Below are 19348 nucleotides of genomic sequence, written 5' to 3'. Positions count from 1 at the left end.
ATTGATATTTTGTTATTTAAAAGCCTAGAGTTCAAAAATGATGTTGGACAGAAGGTTAAAGTCATGGATATTCCTGTATTGGAGGAAGATAGTACTTATAAATTTATGATCCAAGTCCGTTTACAGAAGTTTCTTGTATCCATCGATCAGGAAACAAAACCAAAGAGATGCTATTCTTTTAAAGAATATTTAAAAAAGGTTATGAAATGGCCTGATTATGAGCAGTTGTTTAAAGTAGGAGAATTAAAACATAACGCATAATTTCTTTTCGAGCATCGGGTGACCGGTGCTCTTTTATTGTGCGACGGGCAGTCGTACCTTGTGCAGATTACTTGCACTGAATGAGTTGTTAAAGGTTGGAGTACGTTATCTCGGTAAACACGACTCCCGAATTCCAGAAGACTCATTCTCTCGAAGGTGGAAGTCCTTCCATTAGAGTGCTGATACAACTAGTGAAGACTAATCTAGGGCATCACCGTGAGGTGGTGTCTGAAGGAGATGCGGACAATCGAGAGACCCGTAGTCGGATAAGCAGACCCAAATGCAAAAGTGTGAAGCACGGCGGCGGGGTAAGTTGGCGACCATGCGATTATAATGGGAAGCCCGCTACAAACAGTAATGGTTTCTGTTCAATGAATCAGCCGGGCAGAAACAGCTTACCAAGTGATGGTGCTGGGTATGTTTAAAAGGAAGGTACGATGACCCCGTGAGGTCTCCATTCTTACCGAAAGGACATTCATCTATAAGGTTAATCTGAAATGATGGCTGTGGATGGAGAAGTCAGACGTTCTCATAGTACGGAAGTAGTGTATGGACCAAACCATACATGAACGGAAGGGGAACGACCTTGTGGCTCCACATCTTTAAAGGTGTGTAATGCTAACAGAAAACGATACTTCGGTATAAACGAGCTGAATGTACACAATGAAGGGTGCGGAATATGCAATGAATCAAGCGTTAAAATTCAAATGGCATAGTATTTACGGACAAATTCTTTTCGACAGAAAACTAAAAGCTGCTTGGGAAAAAGTAGAAGCCAATAAAGGGTCTGGTGGTATTGATGGCGAAACGATTGACAGTTATAGATACCGTCTAGAAGAAAATTTAGATTCGCTTTTACAAAAGTTAAGAAAGAAAGAATACAAACCTTCCCCAGTAAGAAGGCACTACATTCCCAAGAAAAATGGCAAAAAGAGACCTCTAGGCATACCAAATATAGAAGACCGAATTGTCCAACAGGCTTTGGTAAACGTTCTTCAGCCGAAATTTGAAAAGGGTATTTTCCACAAATGGTCATGTGGGTACAGACCTAATGTAGGACCAGAGCGTGTTCTACAAATAATCCTTGCAAATATCGAACAAGGTTACAATTACATCTTCGATGCAGACATTAAAGGATTTTTCGATAATATTCCACACAAAAATCTAATAAAAGTCTTAAACAAATACATTGCAGATGGAACTGTGTTAGATATGATATGGCTGTGGTTAAAGGCGGGATATATGGAAGAAGGAAAATATCATTTAACTGATTCTGGGACTCCGCAAGGAGGAGTCATCTCGCCACTACTTGCGAACGTTTATCTAAATGAACTTGACTGGACTTGGGCAGAACATAAATTTCGATTTGTAAGATTCGCTGACGACTTCTTGATATTTGCTAAATCAGAAGAAGATATTAAAAAGGCGGCTGAGATTACGGAAGATAAATTAGCCGAACTCGGTCTGGAGCTTGCATCGGAGAAAACAAAGATTGTAAATTTTGATGACGATGACTTCGACTTTATGGGATTTACGTTTGAACACTGGAGAAAACGTAAAAAGGATGGTAAGCCATACTATATCGCCAAACCAAAAGAAGCTACTTGGAAGGATTTTCGACAGAAAATCAAAGATAAAACCAGGAAAACTCTAACCCTAAGCAAGGAAAAATGGATTGACCAAGTAAATCCTGTAATACGAGGTAAGGTTAACTATTTTCTAACCATATATAAAGCGATTAAAGCGAATGAAGAACATGGATTTGCAAGTTCATGTTTCTTTAAAGCATTCGGGAAAGAGTTACAAGCGATAGATGGCTATATTCGGCAAAGACTAAGAGTATCCATGATACATGCCCATCCAAGCCAAAGAAAAGGTCATGCCATGAAAACGAAGTGGAATAATAAATTCTTTGCGATGATAGGTCTCATCCCTTCATATTGGTATTATTATCATAAAATATACGGTTTTTCCTTAGAAAGCTACATTCTTCGAATGAAAGAGAAGCAACAAGAGAAACAGGAGAAAAGAGTTCTTAAAGCAAAAGAACAAGGTCAAGAGTATTATACTCCCGACCTTGTTCGTAAAATGAAATATGCACAAAGATTAGCAACGTACTGATTCTGTAACACATTGGTAAGCCGTATGCCTTAATAGGGCACGTACGGTTTGATGAGGGGGTAGCCTCGAAAGAGGTTACCCTACTCTATTTTGTTTCAAAAAAATCTTGCAACCTGTATAATACATAGCAGTAATGGTAGGGATGTGATTGTATGAGCAAAATTAAAATTGTAACCGATTCAACATTGGATATATCAAACGAAATGGCCGATAAGCTTGGTATTGTAATTGTACCTTTGGCTATAACGATAAATGGAGAAACCTATCTCGACCGGGTAGATATCAATCCGGTTGAATTTATTGAACATATGAGTGGTGCAAAAGAATTACCGAAAAGTTCTCAGCCTTCTCCGGGTGCCTTTCTTGAAGTTTACGATCGCCTTGGTGATGAAGGCTATGAAATATTATCTATCCATATGACAGGGAAAATGAGCGGTACCGTTCGCTCAGCAGAAAGTGCTGCGCAAATGACAAAGACTAAAGTGACTGTTATCGATTCAAAGTTTATTTCGAAAGCCCTTTCCTTTCAAGTAAGGGAAGCAGCTGAGCTGGCAAAACAAGGGAAGAGTGCGGAAGAAATACTTGAGCGCTTGGAGACCATCCGTGAGCATACTAAATTATACATAATGGTTGACACGCTAGAGAACCTTGTTAAAGGTGGACGGATTGGAAAAGGGAAGGCCTTTATCGGGTCACTATTAAACATCAAACCAATTGCCTCGTTAGAAGGGGCAGAATATACTCCAGTGACAAAGGCACGCAGTCATTCCCAGGTTGTTAAATTTATGGCGAAGCAGTTTGCTGAAGATTTAAAGGGGAAGACAATCCGCGGTGTAGGGATTGCCCATGCTGAGGCACATGAACTTGCTGTGAAAATTAAAGACAGTATTTTTGAATTAACAGGGTTTCAAGACGTGGAAATTGATTATACTGGTCCAATTGTCAGCACACATACCGGACCGGGTGCACTTGCGGTAATGTATTACTATGAATAAAATAGTTTAAAGTGAAGGATGATGCCTGGCATCGTCCTATTTTTATGGGTAAAATAAGATTTTTTGGAAAAGATAAGGGGAAATTATATGGTAAAAGGTGTTGCCGATGTTCAAATGGTTAGCCGGAAAAAAGATCATAGAAGGATCGAACCAGCATAGTTTAACGATTGAAGGATTAAAAGAACAGATAAATAGTCAACTCCATGTGGGAGGCGATTTGACTTTTAGAACTTTAAAACAAGATGGTAACAAACTTGTTTGCTGCTATATGAAGAGCTTAATTGATAAAACCGCCCTTGATGAATTTATTGTAGCGCCACTTCAAGAAAATACCCACAATGAATGGACCTGTGAAGCAATTGCTCAAATCCTTCCGATTGCCGATTTATCTGCCCAAAATCAAATTGATGATGTGGTTGAGGGGATAAATGCCGGATATGTATATATTTATGTGGAAGGGCAGCCTTATGGAATTCTTGGTAATGTTAGTAAAACGGTAGAAAGAGGAATTGAAAAGGCAGAAACAGAATCACTTGTATATGGGCCTAAAATTGCCTTTACCGAATCACTTATTGGCAATATCAATATTTTAAGGCAAAACATAAAAGATACCAATCTTTGTATGGAAGATTTAACGGTTGGAACGAGAACAAAAACAGAGGCAAAGCTCATCTATATTAAAGATATCGCGGATGAAGGTAATGTCAACATTTTTCGAGAGAGGATAAGTCAATTAGAAATCGATCATGTACCAGGCACTACTGTCCTAGGTCAATTAATTGAGAATAATAGTTGGACGGTTTTCCCGCAATTAGTGACAACGGAACTACCTGATCGGATCTCGATTGCCCTTATGAGGGGAAAGGTTGTTGTCCTAATGGACCGTAGTCCTGATGCCTTATATGGTCCAACACCATTTTTTACCTTTTTTGAGTCCACTGAAGATGTGTATATGCGTTGGAACATGGGGCTTGGTTTAAGACTCTTACGGTTATTGGCAGCTTTTATTTCTGTTCTGCTCACGCCCGCCTATGTCGCAGTTTTGACCTATCATTATGAGGTCATACCATCGGCATTGCTGGTTTCATTGGGGCAATCTAGAGCGAATGTACCATTTCCACCTATGTTTGAGGCACTTTTGCTTGAATTTTTTATTGAGCTATTACGAGAGGCAGGAGCTAGGCTGCCAACGAAGGTTGGTCAAACTATGGGTATCGTTGGCGGTATTGTTATTGGGCAAGCAGCAGTGGATGCCGGTTTTACGAGTAATATTTTAATTATTATCATTGCCCTAAGTGCGCTTGGCTCATTTACCACTCCTAGTTATTTAATGAGTACGGCCATTCGGATGATTCGGTTTCCAATCATTCTGCTAGCCGGCTTTTGGGGAGGAATCGGGATCATGGTTGCATTTTGTTTTTTACTCATTCACCTATTAAAACTGGACACGTTGGGAGGATCCTATCTTTCCCCTGTCTATCCATTACGATGGAAGGATCTGGGATACAGTTTCTTCCGCGTTCCAACTCAATATCTTTCAATGCGGCCAATAACGAACCGCCCAAACGATGTGCAGCGATTTTCCGCGCAAAAAGCGAAGAAAAAGGATGTAGATGAATAGGAGCGAACAAAATGAAGGTGAATTTACATCCAAAGAAGAGTATCTTGTTTAATGCTTTTTTTCTTATGTTTATTATTCACTCAGTGCAAGCTGGAGTAGGGATTATCGGGCTGCCAAGAGTCGTTTTTCTAGATGCAAAGCATGATGCCTGGATCTCTGTGTTATTGGGCGGGGTGTTCAGTTCAATTGTTTTGTGGTTCGTTATGATGATGCTAAGACAATATGAAAGTGCCGATTTATACGGAATTCATGTGGATGTATTCGGAAAATGGCTTGGTAATTTTCTAAGTATTATTTATATGTGCTATATGTCCGCAAGCTTTTTTATTATTTTTATGAACTATATAGAAATTGTTCAGGTGTGGATTTTTACAACTTTACCAACTTGGCAGCTTGCTTTCGTTCTTATACTGATCGCCGTCTATGCTGTTTATGGTGGAATTAGAGTGATAGTTGGTGTGGCGTTTCTATCTGTGATGGGAACAGTGTGGCTTATTTTGATTCAAATAGTACCTCTACGGTATTCGGACATTGCGCATATTTTTCCGATTATGAATGTGGATGTAAAACATCTGCTAATGGGCGCAAAAAATACAACTTTATCGATGATGGGCTTTGAATTAATCTTATTTATCTATCCTTTCATTAAGGAAAAACAGAAAGCCCATCTTTATGTCCAGATTGGAAATGCTTTTACGACACTCACATTTACGATTCTTACATTTATTTCCATTATCTTTTTTGCAGAAGACAGTCTTAAGAATGTTATCTGGCCTGTGATTTCAATGTTTAAAGTTGTCAAGCTTCCCAATCTAGAAAGGTTTGAATTTATTGTTGTTTCCTTTTGGATGCTGGTGATATTACCTAATTTGTGTACTTACTTATGGGCGGCCTCAAAAGGTTTTTCAAGAATTTTAAAACAAAAGCAAAAATGGGGGGTATGGATCATTGCCTTACTTGCTTTTAGTACTACTTTTTTTATAAAAGCAAGATATCAAATGAATGTGGTTACAGATTTAGTCGCAAGAATAGGGTTTTATGCGGCTTATTGTTACCCAATTGTTCTTTCCATAATTGTTTTCGTCAAAAAGCGGATGTTAAGGAGGAAAAAATCACATGCTGAAGTGTCCTAAGCGGAATCTGCTGGCTGCTCTACTTTCTTGTGTCATTTTTTTATCGGGATGTGTTGAGCGGAAACAGTTGGAAAAGTTAGGATTAATGACGGCTGTAGGGTATGATTTAGAACAGGAAAATCGGATTAAGGGTACAGCAGTTGTCCATAAATTTGATCCCCTAGCAAAAAATCTAACGAAAATCATTACTGTTGACGGCAATACAAGTAAGGCAATACGACAAGAGCAAAATCTTGAAACAGATCAAAGACTTGTCATGGGACAGCTTCGTTGTGTGATCTACAGCAGGGAATTGGCTAAACGTGGAATTGTCCAGCTTGTAGATGCCATTAATCGAGATCCAAGCATTGGAAATACGGTTTACTTAACAGTTGCGGAAGGTGATGCTTCATCCATTTTAAATATTGAACAGAAGAATCTTAAAGCAGATCTTGGGACATATTTATATAATTTAATTAGACAAAATGTTGAAAGTGAGCAGCTCCTTTCTCCCACACTGCATGACTTCAATCATTTCTTTAGTGATCATGGAAAGGATCCAGTCTTGCCCATTTTAAAAATAAAGAATGGGACCATTATCATATCGGGGATTGCCCTTTTTAAGGAAGACAAGATGGTAGATACACTCAATAGTGACGAACTTTTTTACTTAAAAGTCTTATCAGATAAATATCAATCCGGATCATTCGAACTTGGTTTTAGCCGCTCCCGATTTAATAAAGTCATCAGGAAAGTAGAAGATATTGCTTATCGAACGGTTTACAATAAATTTTATCTTAATCTTGATAATATTCGCAGTCATTCTACAATAAAATTAATCGACAAACAAAACCTTCGTTATAAGATAGAGATAGACTTGGCATCAATATTGTTGGAAGCGACAGAGCCGTTAGATTTGTCTACTCCGGAGAATATTAAGTATATTGAAAATGAAGCAAATAAAGAAATGGAAAAAGAGATTAAAAAATTACTTCTAACTTTACAAAAGAATGAAGTGGATCCTGTAGGATTTGGGGAAAAATATATTGCCAGTACACGGGGGAAAAGGATTTCAAAAAAAGGATGGAAAAGAATATACAAAAATGCAAAATTTGATGTTGAAGTAAAAAATACAATAATAAAGACTGGTTCTATTGATTAAAGCCATTTACTTTCTTCTTTTTCATTTCTTTGTTACACTATTCACGTTATGGAATAGAAAAGGTAGCAGGTGATACGATGAAGGCACGGTTTTTGTTTGTTTTTTTGGTGATTAGTGCAATTATAATGTCCGCTTGCGGGAAAAAAATCGAAAATGCCGTTAATTGGCCGGTTAAGGATTTTACCGCGACTACACAGGACAACAAGGAGTTTGGCTTAAAAGATTTAAAGGGGAAAGTTTGGATTGCCGATTTTATTTTTACCAGCTGTGCGGACGTTTGCCCTCCAATGACATCCAATATGACGAAGCTGCAAAAAATGGTAAAAGATGAAGGCCTGAAGGATGTGGAATTCGTTTCCTTTAGTGTTGATCCAACGGTAGATACACCCGAAATATTAACAAAGTATGTCAAACCATACGGTGTTGATTTGGAAAACTGGACGTTTTTAACTGGTTACTCACAGGAGTTTATTGAAACATACGCTGCAAAAACATTCAAAACATTTGTGAAGAAACCTGAAGAAGGTGACCAAGTGATTCATCAGACTTATATCTATCTAGTAGATCAGGAAGGCAATATCAAAAAATCTTATCAAGGATTCAAGGATGTACCCTTTGATGAAATCATCAGTGATATTAAAATATTGCAATAGACCATTATATAGGTCTATTTTTTTTGCCAAGAATAGGATATAGTACATATTTGTTTTGTATGATTCGAGTCGTGGTATAATAAAATTAGTTTAGAAGGCAGGTGAATAAAATTGAAAAAGTTTTTCACCCCTCTAATTCTCTTGGTATTATTATTATGTTCATGCAATCAATCCAATCCATTAATGCTCCATCAGGAAAAGAAAGTTGCAGCACAGGTTTTGGCACAAATCCCTGCTGATTTTTACCCGCGAAAATTAACAATCGTTTCTGCAGGTGATTCCTTAACACAAGGTGTTGGCGATAGTACAGGTCAAGGCGGTTACTTACCCTATTTAAAAACTATGCTGGAAAAAGAAAAAGGGATCCAGGAAGTTGATTTCTATAATTTTGGTGTAAAGGGCAATCGAACAACACAGTTGTTAAAACGTCTCAAAACCCCGGAAATGAAAGATGTATTGCAGAGAGCAGATTTGATCATCTTAACCATTGGCGGCAATGATATTATGAAAGTCGTAAAGGACAATATATCAAATTTGCAGATATCTGATTTTATTAAGGAAAAAGACTCCTATCGCGGTCATCTAACACAAATTATCGATACGATTGTTCAGGAAAATCCCAATGCATCCATCGTATTGGTCGGCCTGTACAATCCATTTTCAATGTGGTTTTCTGATATAAAAGAAATGGATCAAATTGTTGCCGAATGGAATCAAGTTGGTCAACATGTGATTGCCAATTATCCCCATACCTATTTTGTAGAAATAGAAGACGTATTCTTAAATGCAGCCGAAAATCTTTTATATACTGATCATTTCCACCCAAATGATAAAGGCTATGAATTGATTGCCGAAAGGCTAAACGAGACATTGAGTGAACGTGTAATCCCTGATCTGGGGAATATGCCCTATACGGTAAGTACAGAGGAGAATTAGATGAAAAACAAATGGAAAATTGGATTCCTGCTTCTGTTAGGAATCAACCTTTTGTTCGCTACAATTATTTTATCGCTGGTTTTGGCCCCAGTGAACGAAAAAGGAATAAGTAAATTAAAGAGTCCAACTGGTGATCATGTTTCTTTTCATGTCAAATCAAATAAATACGATTTAAATAGACTTATTAATCATTACCTGAAGGAAGAAGCTGCTGATTCGCCAATTGATTATCGGGTCATATTGGGGGAAGAAGTCGAACTATACGGGACATTGCCGTTTTTTAGTGAACGATTAAATTTAAAGTTGACCTTTGAGCCTGTAGCACAAAAAAATGGTGACCTAGTCTTAGAACAGAAATCAATGTCTGTCGGTAAGTTACATCTTCCGATCTCTTATGTTTTAAATTTTATTAGTGAAAACTATAAGCTTCCAAAAGGGGTCGATATTAGACCGAATGATCATCTTGTCTATGTCCATATGCAGCAATTAAAATTGAAAAGTGATTTGAAAATCAAAGCTAATAAATTTGATCTTAAGAAAGACGACATTGCTTTTACAATATTAGTACCTTTTAAATAGGTGCCTCGTTTCTTATACGGGCACCTATTTTTTTAATTTTTGATACTAATAATTTGAAATTCGGGTGTGCCTTTAGATAAACCGAGAAATACAATCGTACAGCTTTCATTTGCTTTAAATTGTACTTTTGGCATTGGCAGGACAATTTCTTTACTGCCTGCCATTCTAGCTTCAAGGTCAACGGTCATTGGGGTTAATCCTAAATATTCTGTTGCTTGTTTGTAAGAAACTTTAGGAAAAATTACATCGCGTTCCTTCACGGCAATATCAAGCGGCGGGGTATCTGGTGATAAGTGAATAAAGCGAACCTTTGCTTCATTTAATGGGACCTCTGGCTGAGTTGAAAATATTAGCAGACGCATCTTTTTAACGGAATCAATTGTTGTCAGCGTGTACCATTTTCCCCCTTCAACCGTTATCTTTTTATTGATGATGCTATCAACCATGTTCCCTGATGGATATATATCGATATGGTATTTTCCCGGATTTAATGAAAGTTCCTGACTAACCTGTGTAAATGGCAGATCCTTTATGACGCGGTTTCCATTTATATACATATCAATATTGGGTGCATCATGGGAGGTATGAAGCAGCCGGACTTTTGCTTCTCCATGCTGTGAGGGCGAATTTGTGCGCATGATGTTCATTGCCTTATTCATGTTCTTAAAATGTTTTAAATAGAAATGCATGTGTAAGGTTGGGTTAGTATACTTATAATATTGTGCTAATAAATCATACATGGCGGCTTTTTGAAGATAATCAGCTTGATTTCTTGTCTCGGTCATTTTATCAACTCCTCTCATGTTAATGATACTAATAATTTATTCAATTTAATCTAGGTAGGTGTCTACCTTCTGTTTGCGGAAAATTGGAATTTTTGTTTACAAGTGGATTATTTTTGCATATACTATTTATAAATATGATTGAAAGTGGGTGACGTGCAATGTTAATTGAAACGAAGAGAACTGCAGTTGAGTTGAATATTGTTTGCACAGCCCAAATTTTTGCCGTATAGGGTCTTCTTTTTAATACCCTTTATTTCTCGACGCGAATACAACCATGGGCTGTGTGTGCCTATGGTTTTTTATTTTAAAAAAATAAAGATTCGCTGGAGGAATAAGGATGAATTTAGTAACAATGGGTTTAACTGAAAAGGTAAAGAATAATTTTGAATCGATAAAAACAACTGAGGATTTGATTATTGGCCGAGTGGCCCTTGAGCACAAGCGGATGTATCGGGTTTGGACCGAAAAGGGTGAATTATTATGTGAGGTTTCGGGAAAGTTCAGTTTTCAGGCTCACACTAGAGAGGATTTCCCTGCAGTGGGTGACTGGGTCTCACTGAAACCCAGATTTACTGAAGGGAAGGGGACTATTTTCACTGTATTACCGCGAAATAGTAAGTTCTCAAGAAAATCAGCTGGTGCCACCGCTGAAGAACAAATTGTAGCTGCAAACGTTGATACTGTTTTTCTTGTTAATTCGTTAAATGAAGATTTAAATTTACGTAGAATCGAACGCTATTTACTGCTGACATGGGAAAGCGGAGCAAAGCCTGTCATTGTGTTAAGTAAAGCAGATTTATGTCAAGATATGGAGAAAAGATTAGCTGAGGTTGAAGCTATTGCCTTTAGCGGTGTTCCCGTTATTCCGATTAGTTCCGAGACGATGAGCGGATTTGAAAAGTTGACCCCCTTTTTACAGCCCGGTAAAACGGTTGCCTTGCTTGGATCTTCAGGGGTGGGAAAATCGACCTTAACGAACCGATTATTAGGTGAAGAGAAGCAAGTGGTTCAAGAAATCCGAGAGGACGATGCGAAAGGGAGACATACAACGACCCATAGAGAGCTAATCTTATTGCCAAATGGCAGTATCTTAATTGACACACCCGGAATGAGAGAATTGCAATTATGGGAGAGTTCTGAAGGGTTAACGGAAACCTTTTCAGAAATTGAAGACCTTGCATCACAGTGTCATTTTCGAGATTGCCGGCATGAGGATGAACCAGGCTGTGCCGTGTTAAGGGCGATTGAGGATGGATTCGTAGCGGCTGAGCGGCTGTATAGCTACAACAAGCTGCAAAAAGAATTGGCGTTTATTGAACGAAAAGCTGATAAGCGGGCACAGTCTGAGGAAAGGAAACAGTGGAAACAGATTAACAAACAAATGAAACAGCGAAAAAGCCGATAAAGAGATAAAGCCGAGCCAGGATGGACTGGTTCGGCTTTATTTTTCAATTAGAATTTGAATTCACCTTGGGATAGGTCCAGTTCCAAGATTTTATTTTCAAGCAAACTTTCGGTATACTTTTAGGTAAAGATGAAAAGGGGTGGGAAAGTGGAAGATAAACATCAATTAGCAACTTTTGCCGGCGGCTGTTTCTGGTGTATGGTGAAGCCGTTTGATGAACAGCCGGGCATTATAAGTGTTTTGTCGGGATATACAGGAGGAACCGTCGAAAACCCGACCTATCAGCAGGTTTGCAGCGATACAACAGGACATTTTGAAGCTGTGCAAATTACGTTTAATCCGGATGTTTTCCCGTATGAAAAATTAGTGGAGTTATTTTGGCAGCAAATTGACCCAACAGATACCGGCGGACAATTTTATGACCGGGGGCAATCGTATCAAACGGCAATTTTCTACCATAATGAATCACAAAAAAGACTTGCTGAAGAGTCTAAACAGCGATTGCAGGAGAGCGGCCGATTTACGAAGCCAATCGTTACACCGATCTTACCGGCGAAAGCCTTTTATCCTGCTGAAGAGTACCATCAGCACTACTATAAGAAAAACCGAGCTCATTATGAGTCCTACCATGTCGGATCAGGACGGGCCGGTTTTATCGAAAGGCATTGGGGGAACGAACATGCAAAATAAAGATCTGAAAAAAGAATTGACACCCATCCAGTATGATGTAACGCAAAATAATGGGACAGAGCCGCCGTTTCGCAATGAATATTGGAATGAAACTAGAGACGGGATTTATGTCGATATTGTTTCCGGTAAGCCGCTATTCAGTTCGCTAGATAAATTCGATGCTGGCTGCGGCTGGCCAAGCTTTACGAAACCGATGGAAGAGGAAGAAGTAACTGAAAAAGAAGATTATAGTCATTTCATGGTCAGGACGGAGGTGCGGAGTAAATCTGCTAACTCCCATTTAGGCCACGTATTCAATGACGGACCGGAACCAACCGGCCTGCGCTATTGCATCAACTCTGCTGCGCTACGCTTTATTCCTAAGGAAGAGCTTGAAGACAAAGGTTACGGAGAATTTTCCAAACTGTTTGAAGCAAAATAAAAAGCCGCGTGCGGCTTTTTATTTTGCCGATAGGAAAGTATAACTTTCCTATTAGGCATAAGTGCACCTACGTATCTGTCTGCGCCTAACGGCTCGCCAATCGGCGAGTTTTCTTTATGCGTTTTCCACTTTTTGTTTTGAAGATGTAGTCATCCCGCCAGATAAGATAAATTTCATCGCATCCTCAGGCTTTACATCGATAATCTCAACTTGCTCCTTTGGGAGTAAAAATGTAAATCCTGCAACCTGAAATGTTTGCGGAATATAGACGGCCACATGATTCTTTAAAGGGCTGTAGAAATCTTCTAATTGTTCCGAAGTGATGAAGCCAATACTGCGCATCTCAGTTCCCGGTATGATTACCAATGCCACCTTGGAAAATGATTTCTTATCGCCAAGGAAGGATTGAACGGTATCCTTAATGACAGAATAAATCGTCTTGACTACGGGAATCTTTTCGAGGAGCCGGTCAATCAGTCTAATAATTTTTCCGGATATATACTTTGTCGACAGCCAGCCTAAAACGGTAATCAAAATAATGGTCGTCAATAAGCCAAATCCAGGAATATAATCTTCTCTTAAGTACGGTCTCAGCGTGTTTCCTAACAAGCCATCTAGAAACAAAAATGTTTTATAAATAACATAAATCACAAGAATAATCGGCACAATGGTTAAAATACCATTAACAAAATTCTTTATTATTGATTTCATCGAATCACCCACATTTTTATCATTGTCTCTCATAATATAGGCGAATGCACATACAGGTCAAGTGTATAGTACATAAAGTAACATGGAAAAGATACAATTTATTGAGGAGTGATCGTGTAATGTATGGAGGATTTGGTGGATATGGATACGATGGCTGCTGCGGTTATCCGGCATACCCTGTTGGAGGATGCGGCTTCGGCATTGGCGGCTTTGCCTTAATCGTTGTCCTATTTATTTTGTTAATCATCATCGGCGCAAGCTGGAACTTTTGTTAAAATGTAAAAAGCTGACACGTGGTGTCAGCTTTTTCTTTGGTTGGAAAAGAAAATATTAACCGATTGTAACCTTTTCCTTTGGATAATTGAATTTTTCCTTACTGCCTTTGCCTCGTAAGATGAGTAAACACGTAACAATGCCCACTCTCCCGATAAACATTAAGATAATGATAAGGATCTGTCCAAAAGTAGTTAATCTTGGTGTTAATCCCATCGATAATCCATTTGTACCGAAAGCTGAAGAAACTTCAAAAATGACCTCTATTAGTGTGCCCTGCTCAGTAATCGAAAGGACTAAAATCGAACATAAACAAAGAAAAGCCGCAGTTGTGAGTACAATAAATGATTTAAGCACATCTTCACTATGCAGCTCCCTTTTAAATATTTTAATCGAGCTTTTCCCCTGCGCATAAAAAATAATCGCTAAAATAACAATCGCGAATGTGGTTGTGCGGATACCTCCGCTTGCACTGCTTGGTGAACCGCCTATAAACATCAAAATCGATAAAAACAACTGGTTGCTTGGAGTGAATTCATTAATATCCATTGTCGTTAGCCCGGCACTTTTTGTTGTTGCTGAATGAAATAACGAGTAAAAAAACGATTCATGCCACGTTTTATTTTGAAAAAAGTTATCTTTATCAAGAAGAAAAATAAATAGTGCTCCCAATACAGTAAGAATGATAAAGGTTAAGGTTGTTAATTTCGTAAATAAGGTAAAGTGGAATTTTTTCTTGATTCTTACACTTAATAAGAATTCATAAATCTCCACCATCACTGGAAATCCGATTGCTCCAACAATCATTAAAAATATAATCACCGTTTGAACAAAATAGTCGTGGCTGAATGGGCTAAGAGACTCATTGGTAATATCAAATCCCGCATTTGTTGTCGCACTAATGGAAGCGAAAAATCCATGTTTAAAAGCAGAAAGTGGACTATTGTAATAGTTCATGAACCAAATACCTAAAATAATGCCGCCGATTAATTCAAAGGAAATAAAAATAATGAAAATCCGTTTAGCCAGCTGCACCAACCCGGCAAGCTTTGATTGGTTTTGGTCAATCATAATCAGTTGTCTTTCTTTCAAACCTACCTTTTTACCAAGCATAATCCAGAGGAAGGTACTTAGGGACATGACCCCGAGTCCTCCTAATTGTAGAATCAGGCATAATAGAAAGATACCAAAGTTACTAAATGTATCCTTTAACGAAATGACACTTAGACCTGTAACACTAATGGCGCTGGCAGAAGTAAACATCGCCTCAATAAAACTTAGCGAAACATTTTCTCGATGGGCGAGAGGGATTTTTAGTAACAATGTAGAAACGATTAATGCAGACAAATAAAAAATGACGATTAACTGTATAGTCGATAGTTCCTTCGTTTTTGATTGAAGTTTTTTTATTGTATTCATATGACCCATTCCTTCTGTAATCTACAGTCATTCTATAATACCTATGCCAAAAAGTAAAAGATAGTTTGATAAGACCACGATTTAATATTTCTTTATCCGTACGACTTCAATGAGATGATAGAATGAAAATTCCCTTCATACAATGAAATAAGACTTATTTAATAAAAGAAAGTGGTGTCTTATGAAAAAATCGTTTCTCATTAAACCGTTGCTCGATGAAATATACCCGGTCATTGATTATGGCAAAGGGGTCTTTTTATATGATGTGGAGGGGAAGAAATATCTTGATGCTGCTTCAGGTGCCGTTACCGCCAATATCGGGCACGGTGTAACCGAAATCATTGAAGCGATGCAGCAACAGGCGAAAAAGGTTTCATTTGTGTATCGTTCGCAATTTACAAGTGAGGCAGCTGAAAAGCTGGCGAAAAAAATTGCTGAGTGGATTCCGGGAGAGCTTAATTGGAGTTTCTTTGTGAACAGCGGCTCGGAAGCAACAGAGACGGCGATGAAAATGGCGATTCAGTACTGGCAGGAGCAAGGTATTTTGACAAAGACGAAAGTGTTATCAAGATGGGTCAGTTATCATGGGATCACATTAGGCGCACTGTCGATGTCCGGTCATGCCGGGAGAAGAGCAAGGTTTGTTCCACTTTTAGAGGATTTTCCAGTTATAAACCCGCCATATTGCTACAGATGTCCATACAATCTTGAAGCACCATCATGCGGTTATATGTGTGCACAGGAATTGGAAACGGCGATCAAGCGGATTGGCGCTGACCAAATTGCAGCCTTTATCGCTGAACCTGTTATCGGTGCTGCAGGCGGCGCTATTGCACCGCCAAAAGAGTATTTTAAGACGATAAAAAAGATTTGCGAGGACAACAATATTCTATTTATCGCTGATGAAGTGATGACAGGATTTGGCAGAACGGGAACGGTGTTAGCCTGTGAGCGGTGGGATGTCATTCCGGATATTATAGCGTTTGGCAAGGGAATGGGAGCAGGGTATGCACCTATTGCGGCAGCGGTTGCAAGTGAAAAGGTGATGGCGCCAATTTTGGCAGGAACAAAGTCAGTGATGAGCGGTCATACATTAAGTGCTAATCCCCAATCATGCGCCGTGTCATTAGCTGTCCTTGAATATTTAGAGAAAAACGAAATTATAAAAGAAGTAGAATCCAAAGGGATTTATTTGAAAAATCAGCTTGAAAAACTAAGTGATATATTTCCATTTATCGGGGATGTCCGCGGCAAAGGCTTACTGCTTGGCATCGAATTTGTCGAAGATCGCGAAACGAAAACCCCCTTTCCGAGAAAGTCTTTAATTACTCAAAATGTAGTAGCGCTTGCAAAGGAAAAAGGCCTCCTCGTATACCCTGCCGGTGCTGGAATTGATGGAGTGAACGGTGACGCCATCATTATTTCCCCGCCCCTAACGATTACTAATAAAGAGATTGAGATCTTAGTATTCTTATTAAAAGAAACATTTGCTGCCTTTTCAAACCAAATAAATCCAGGAATGGTTGGTGATCGTTAGATGGAAAATTCATTTGGAAAAGTCACAACCTTAGAAGCCGCGATGGAATTCTTTCACGATAGCATGACAATCATGTTTGGCGGCTTTGGTGGGGTCGGTTCTCCACCGACATTGATTGATGGGATATTGAAAAAAGGGATCCAGGATCTTACTTTGATAGGGAATGATACAGGTTTCCCGCACATCGGCATCGGGAAAATAGTCAGCCGGGGACTTGCCAAGAAGGTCATTGCTTCGCATATTGGTTCTAACCCGATTGCAGGTCAGCTGATGCATAAAGGTAAGCTGGAGGTGGAGTTTTCACCGCAGGGAATTTTAGCGGAAAGAATTCGGGCCGGGGGTGTCGGTCTGCCGGCTTTTCTTTCAGATATCGGGATGGATAATGAAATGGTATCGAAGAATAAACCGCTCTGTATGATTGAGGGGAAAAAATATCTTGTAGAAACTGCTTTAACCGCCGAGGTCGCCGTCGTTTATGCAAAAAAGGCGGATGAATTTGGAAATTTAATTTATGACAAGAGTGCCCGTAATACCAATCCACTTGTTGCGATGGCAGGAGAGATTACGATTGCAGAGGTAGAAGAAATTGTCCCAATCGGCAGTCTCACTCCTGAAGAAATCATTACTCCGGGAGTATTTGTTGATTATTTGATTCCTTCTAAGGGGGTGAATTGGAATTGGGCATGGGAGTAGATGTGCGCAATCAAATGGCGAAAAGGGCGGCGGAGGAAATTCGAAATGGAATGGTAGTCAACCTTGGCATCGGCATCCCTTCACTTGTTCCTAACCATTTGTCAAAGGAGACCATGGTGATGTTTCATGCGGAAAATGGGATCACCGGGATGGGCCCTAGCCCTGTCAAGGGAGAAGAGGATGAAAATTTATGCAATGCCGGTGGTTTCCCAGTCACAATAAACAGTGGAGGTTCTTATTGTGACAGTGCCATTGCATTTGGCATGATACGCCGTGGAAGGGTTGATATTACCATTTTAGGTTCGCTTCAGGTCAGCCAACAAGGCGACCTTGCAAACTGGATTGTTCCCGGCAAAAAAGTCCCCGGCATGGGTGGAGCAATGGAACTTGCGCAAAAGGCAAAAAAAGTCATAGTCGTCATGAATCATTGTGACAAGAATGGCGCGCCGAAAATTGTTCCCTCTTGCACATTACCACTAACCTCGGCTCGCTCGGTTGACCTTATTATCACCGACTTAGCTGTTTTCAAGGTCACTGCAGATGGCCTGCTTTTGACGGAAATGTTTGCACCATACAGTTTAGAAGAGGTAGTAAATAAAACAGGATGTGAATTTAAAATAGCTGAAACTGTTCGTCGTATTCCATACTTATTGTAAATCTGCCTGGAGGAGTGATTCAGTTGAAGGACCGTGAAAACCAAATTAAGCAGTGGTTAAAGGAGAATCGAGCCCGGGGTGCAAGATTGTTACAAATTCTTGTTCGTGAAAATAGCACAAGGGGGAATGAAAGTAGTACACAAGCACTAGTGATAGAAAAATGCCGGCAGCTTGGATTAGCATTAGATATTTGGGAAATTGGCAGTGATGACTTAAAAAATCACCCAGCCTTTTTCTGCGACCGCCAAAGCTTTGATGGAAATCCTAATTTGGTAGCCGTGTTAAAGGGGGCAGGGGGAGGCAAATCTATCATTCTAAACGGTCATATCGATGTTGTGCCAGTTGGGGAGGAGTCAAGCTGGACTCATGACCCGTTTAGCGGTCTGATAGAGTGCGGTAAGCTGTATGGCCGGGGTGCAACCGATATGAAAGGCGGAAATGTGGCGCTCCTCATGGCGATAGAATCGTTGGTCGCTAATGGAATTAAGTTAAAGGGGGATGTTATTTTTCAAAGTGTGATTGAGGAGGAAAGCGGCGGGGCAGGAACGCTAGCAGCGGTTTTACGAGGATATCATGCGGACGGGGCCATTATTCCAGAACCCACTAATATGAAGCTTTTCCCGAAGCAGCAAGGGTCGATGTGGTTCCGAATTACTGTGACAGGAAAGGCCGCTCACGGGGGAACTAGATACGAAGGTGTCAGTGCCATCGAGAAATCGCTGCTTGTGATTCAGCGCTTACAACAGTTAGAGAAAAATAGAAATGCCAGGATTACAGATCCCCTATTCGAAAAAATCCCAATCCCCATTCCGATCAACATTGGCAAGATCAAAAGCGGCGAATGGCCTTCTTCGGTGCCTGACAGCGCTATTATCGAAGGAAGAATGGGGGTATCGCCGGAAGAAATGATACAATCGGCACAAGTTGAAATGGAAAATTGCCTGCGGGAATTATGTGCACAAGATGGATGGCTCCATGAAAATCCTCTTAAAATTGAATGGTTTGGTGCTAGATGGCTGCCGGGAAGTCTTGAAAGTGATCATCCTTTGATGAATGTTCTAAAGAGGAGTTTCATGGAAGTAAAGGGAGAACCCCCTGTTGTGGAAGCAAGTCCCTGGGGAACGGATGGCGGAATTCTTTCCACCGTAGGAAATACTCCTGTTGTTGTGTTCGGGCCCGGGATAACCGAAACGGCTCACGATGCTAATGAGCATATCCATTTGGAGGATCTGTTTGCTGCAAGTGAAATCATCGCTTTAACACTTTTGAAATGGTGTGAAGTGGCTGAATAGTCCTTTACAATCATTTACAATTAATT

Annotated in this window: 20 protein-coding genes; 17 read left to right on the top strand and 3 right to left on the bottom strand. The window is 39.6% G+C overall.

All coding sequences use genetic code 11. The features are described from left to right. Positions 1–9: 9 nt before the first annotated feature. From FAY30_RS15385 to FAY30_RS15345, 9 genes are all read left to right on the top strand, one after another. Positions 10–261, top strand: a complete 252-nt coding sequence (locus tag FAY30_RS15385) for a DUF2535 family protein (protein WP_149872734.1) — start codon at positions 10–12, stop codon at positions 259–261. A gap of 684 nt (positions 262–945) precedes the next feature. After that, positions 946–2382, top strand: a complete 1437-nt coding sequence (ltrA, locus tag FAY30_RS15380; RefSeq protein ID WP_149872629.1) for a group II intron reverse transcriptase/maturase — start codon at positions 946–948, stop codon at positions 2380–2382. 152 nt (positions 2383–2534) lie between these two features. After that, entirely contained in the window at positions 2535–3377 is an 843-nt protein-coding gene (locus FAY30_RS15375) for a DegV family protein (protein WP_149870692.1), read from the top strand. Positions 3378–3483: 106 nt separating this feature from the next. Then, positions 3484–4998: a spore germination protein gene (locus FAY30_RS15370; RefSeq protein WP_149870691.1), complete on the top strand. Its 1515-nt coding sequence runs from the start codon at positions 3484–3486 to the stop codon at positions 4996–4998. A gap of 11 nt (positions 4999–5009) precedes the next feature. Beyond that, the gene (locus tag FAY30_RS15365) at positions 5010–6131 is read left to right on the top strand and encodes a GerAB/ArcD/ProY family transporter (RefSeq protein WP_149870690.1); all 1122 of its coding nucleotides are present in this window, start codon (positions 5010–5012) and stop codon (positions 6129–6131) included. Beyond that, entirely contained in the window at positions 6115–7272 is a 1158-nt protein-coding gene (locus tag FAY30_RS15360) for a Ger(x)C family spore germination protein (protein ID WP_149870689.1), read from the top strand. The genes FAY30_RS15365 and FAY30_RS15360 overlap by 17 nt, the downstream gene beginning before the upstream one ends. 77 nt (positions 7273–7349) lie before the next feature. Beyond that, on the top strand, positions 7350–7925 hold the full coding sequence (locus FAY30_RS15355) for an SCO family protein (protein ID WP_149872733.1): 576 nt from the start codon (positions 7350–7352) through the stop codon (positions 7923–7925). Positions 7926–8036: 111 nt separating this feature from the next. Further along, positions 8037–8861 carry an SGNH/GDSL hydrolase family protein gene (locus FAY30_RS15350; RefSeq protein ID WP_149870688.1) on the top strand — a complete coding sequence of 275 codons (825 nt, stop codon included), beginning with the start codon at positions 8037–8039 and terminating at the stop codon, positions 8859–8861. Then, positions 8862–9440, top strand: coding sequence for a YpmS family protein (locus FAY30_RS15345; protein WP_149870687.1), 579 nt, complete (start codon positions 8862–8864; stop codon positions 9438–9440). A 32-nt stretch (positions 9441–9472) separates the two neighbouring features. Here the strand turns inward: FAY30_RS15345 and FAY30_RS15340 are convergent, their stop codons facing one another. Next, positions 9473–10225: a DUF4397 domain-containing protein gene (locus FAY30_RS15340; RefSeq protein ID WP_149870686.1), complete on the bottom strand. Its 753-nt coding sequence runs from the start codon at positions 10223–10225 to the stop codon at positions 9473–9475. Between the two features lie 337 nt (positions 10226–10562). On the opposite strand from FAY30_RS15340, the gene rsgA reads away from it, so the two are divergent. The 3 genes from rsgA to msrB all read left to right on the top strand — a co-directional run bounded on the left by rsgA (position 10563) and on the right by msrB (position 12741). Continuing rightward, positions 10563–11630 (top strand): ribosome small subunit-dependent GTPase A, encoded by a 1068-nt coding sequence (gene rsgA, locus FAY30_RS15335; protein ID WP_149870685.1) that lies wholly within the window; start codon positions 10563–10565, stop codon positions 11628–11630. Between the two features lie 198 nt (positions 11631–11828). Further along, on the top strand, positions 11829–12320 hold the full coding sequence (gene msrA / locus FAY30_RS15330; RefSeq protein WP_411675497.1) for a peptide-methionine (S)-S-oxide reductase MsrA: 492 nt from the start codon (positions 11829–11831) through the stop codon (positions 12318–12320). Next, complete coding sequence (gene msrB / locus FAY30_RS15325; protein ID WP_149870683.1) at positions 12310–12741, top strand: peptide-methionine (R)-S-oxide reductase MsrB; 432 nt, start codon at positions 12310–12312, stop codon at positions 12739–12741. Before msrA ends, msrB begins: the two co-directional genes overlap by 11 nt. A gap of 114 nt (positions 12742–12855) precedes the next feature. Here msrB and FAY30_RS15320 read toward each other — a convergent pair whose 3' ends face one another. Further along, the gene (locus FAY30_RS15320) at positions 12856–13452 is read right to left on the bottom strand and encodes a DUF502 domain-containing protein (RefSeq protein ID WP_149870682.1); all 597 of its coding nucleotides are present in this window, start codon (positions 13450–13452) and stop codon (positions 12856–12858) included. Between the two features lie 119 nt (positions 13453–13571). On the opposite strand from FAY30_RS15320, the gene FAY30_RS15315 reads away from it, so the two are divergent. Continuing rightward, positions 13572–13727 (top strand): YjcZ family sporulation protein, encoded by a 156-nt coding sequence (locus tag FAY30_RS15315; RefSeq protein WP_149870681.1) that lies wholly within the window; start codon positions 13572–13574, stop codon positions 13725–13727. A 55-nt stretch (positions 13728–13782) separates the two neighbouring features. Here the strand turns inward: FAY30_RS15315 and FAY30_RS15310 are convergent, their stop codons facing one another. Beyond that, complete coding sequence (locus FAY30_RS15310) at positions 13783–15144, bottom strand: TrkH family potassium uptake protein (protein WP_149870680.1); 1362 nt, start codon at positions 15142–15144, stop codon at positions 13783–13785. Positions 15145–15325: 181 nt separating this feature from the next. Between FAY30_RS15310 and FAY30_RS15305 the strand changes: the two genes are divergently transcribed. From FAY30_RS15305 to FAY30_RS15290, 4 genes are read left to right on the top strand one after another with little or no spacing between them, the layout of a single operon-like run. Then, complete coding sequence (locus tag FAY30_RS15305; protein ID WP_149870679.1) at positions 15326–16681, top strand: aspartate aminotransferase family protein; 1356 nt, start codon at positions 15326–15328, stop codon at positions 16679–16681. After that, on the top strand, positions 16682–17374 hold the full coding sequence (locus tag FAY30_RS15300) for a CoA transferase subunit A (RefSeq protein WP_149870678.1): 693 nt from the start codon (positions 16682–16684) through the stop codon (positions 17372–17374). It abuts the gene before it with no gap. Then, positions 17359–18030, top strand: coding sequence for a 3-oxoacid CoA-transferase subunit B (locus tag FAY30_RS15295; protein WP_149870677.1), 672 nt, complete (start codon positions 17359–17361; stop codon positions 18028–18030). Before FAY30_RS15300 ends, FAY30_RS15295 begins: the two co-directional genes overlap by 16 nt. A gap of 23 nt (positions 18031–18053) precedes the next feature. Then, entirely contained in the window at positions 18054–19322 is a 1269-nt protein-coding gene (locus FAY30_RS15290) for a peptidase (RefSeq protein ID WP_149870676.1), read from the top strand. The last annotated feature ends 26 nt before the right edge of the window (positions 19323–19348 follow it).

The sequence above is a fragment of the Bacillus sp. S3 genome (genome assembly GCF_005154805.1).
Lineage (GTDB): Bacteria > Bacillota > Bacilli > Bacillales > Cytobacillaceae > Neobacillus.
The sequence above is the reverse complement of the archived record's forward strand: the minus strand, read 5'-3'. Positions and strand labels throughout refer to the sequence as shown.

Excerpts from the sequence above, each read along its gene's own strand:
- ltrA (WP_149872629.1), top strand. The coding sequence starts at position 946 with ATGAATCAAGCGTTAAAATTCAAATGGCATAGTATTTACGGACAAATT.
- FAY30_RS15375 (WP_149870692.1), top strand. The coding sequence starts at position 2,535 with ATGAGCAAAATTAAAATTGTAACCGATTCAACATTGGATATATCAAAC.
- FAY30_RS15370 (WP_149870691.1), top strand. The coding sequence starts at position 3,484 with ATGTTCAAATGGTTAGCCGGAAAAAAGATCATAGAAGGATCGAACCAG.
- FAY30_RS15365 (WP_149870690.1), top strand. The coding sequence starts at position 5,010 with ATGAAGGTGAATTTACATCCAAAGAAGAGTATCTTGTTTAATGCTTTT.
- FAY30_RS15360 (WP_149870689.1), top strand. The coding sequence starts at position 6,115 with ATGCTGAAGTGTCCTAAGCGGAATCTGCTGGCTGCTCTACTTTCTTGT.
- FAY30_RS15355 (WP_149872733.1), top strand. The coding sequence starts at position 7,350 with ATGAAGGCACGGTTTTTGTTTGTTTTTTTGGTGATTAGTGCAATTATA.
- FAY30_RS15345 (WP_149870687.1), top strand. The coding sequence starts at position 8,862 with ATGAAAAACAAATGGAAAATTGGATTCCTGCTTCTGTTAGGAATCAAC.
- FAY30_RS15340 (WP_149870686.1), bottom strand. The coding sequence starts at position 10,225 with ATGACCGAGACAAGAAATCAAGCTGATTATCTTCAAAAAGCCGCCATG.
- rsgA (WP_149870685.1), top strand. The coding sequence starts at position 10,563 with ATGAATTTAGTAACAATGGGTTTAACTGAAAAGGTAAAGAATAATTTT.
- msrA (WP_411675497.1), top strand. The coding sequence starts at position 11,829 with ATGGTGAAGCCGTTTGATGAACAGCCGGGCATTATAAGTGTTTTGTCG.
- msrB (WP_149870683.1), top strand. The coding sequence starts at position 12,310 with ATGCAAAATAAAGATCTGAAAAAAGAATTGACACCCATCCAGTATGAT.
- FAY30_RS15320 (WP_149870682.1), bottom strand. The coding sequence starts at position 13,452 with ATGAAATCAATAATAAAGAATTTTGTTAATGGTATTTTAACCATTGTG.
- FAY30_RS15315 (WP_149870681.1), top strand. The coding sequence starts at position 13,572 with ATGTATGGAGGATTTGGTGGATATGGATACGATGGCTGCTGCGGTTAT.
- FAY30_RS15310 (WP_149870680.1), bottom strand. The coding sequence starts at position 15,144 with ATGAATACAATAAAAAAACTTCAATCAAAAACGAAGGAACTATCGACT.
- FAY30_RS15305 (WP_149870679.1), top strand. The coding sequence starts at position 15,326 with ATGAAAAAATCGTTTCTCATTAAACCGTTGCTCGATGAAATATACCCG.
- FAY30_RS15300 (WP_149870678.1), top strand. The coding sequence starts at position 16,682 with ATGGAAAATTCATTTGGAAAAGTCACAACCTTAGAAGCCGCGATGGAA.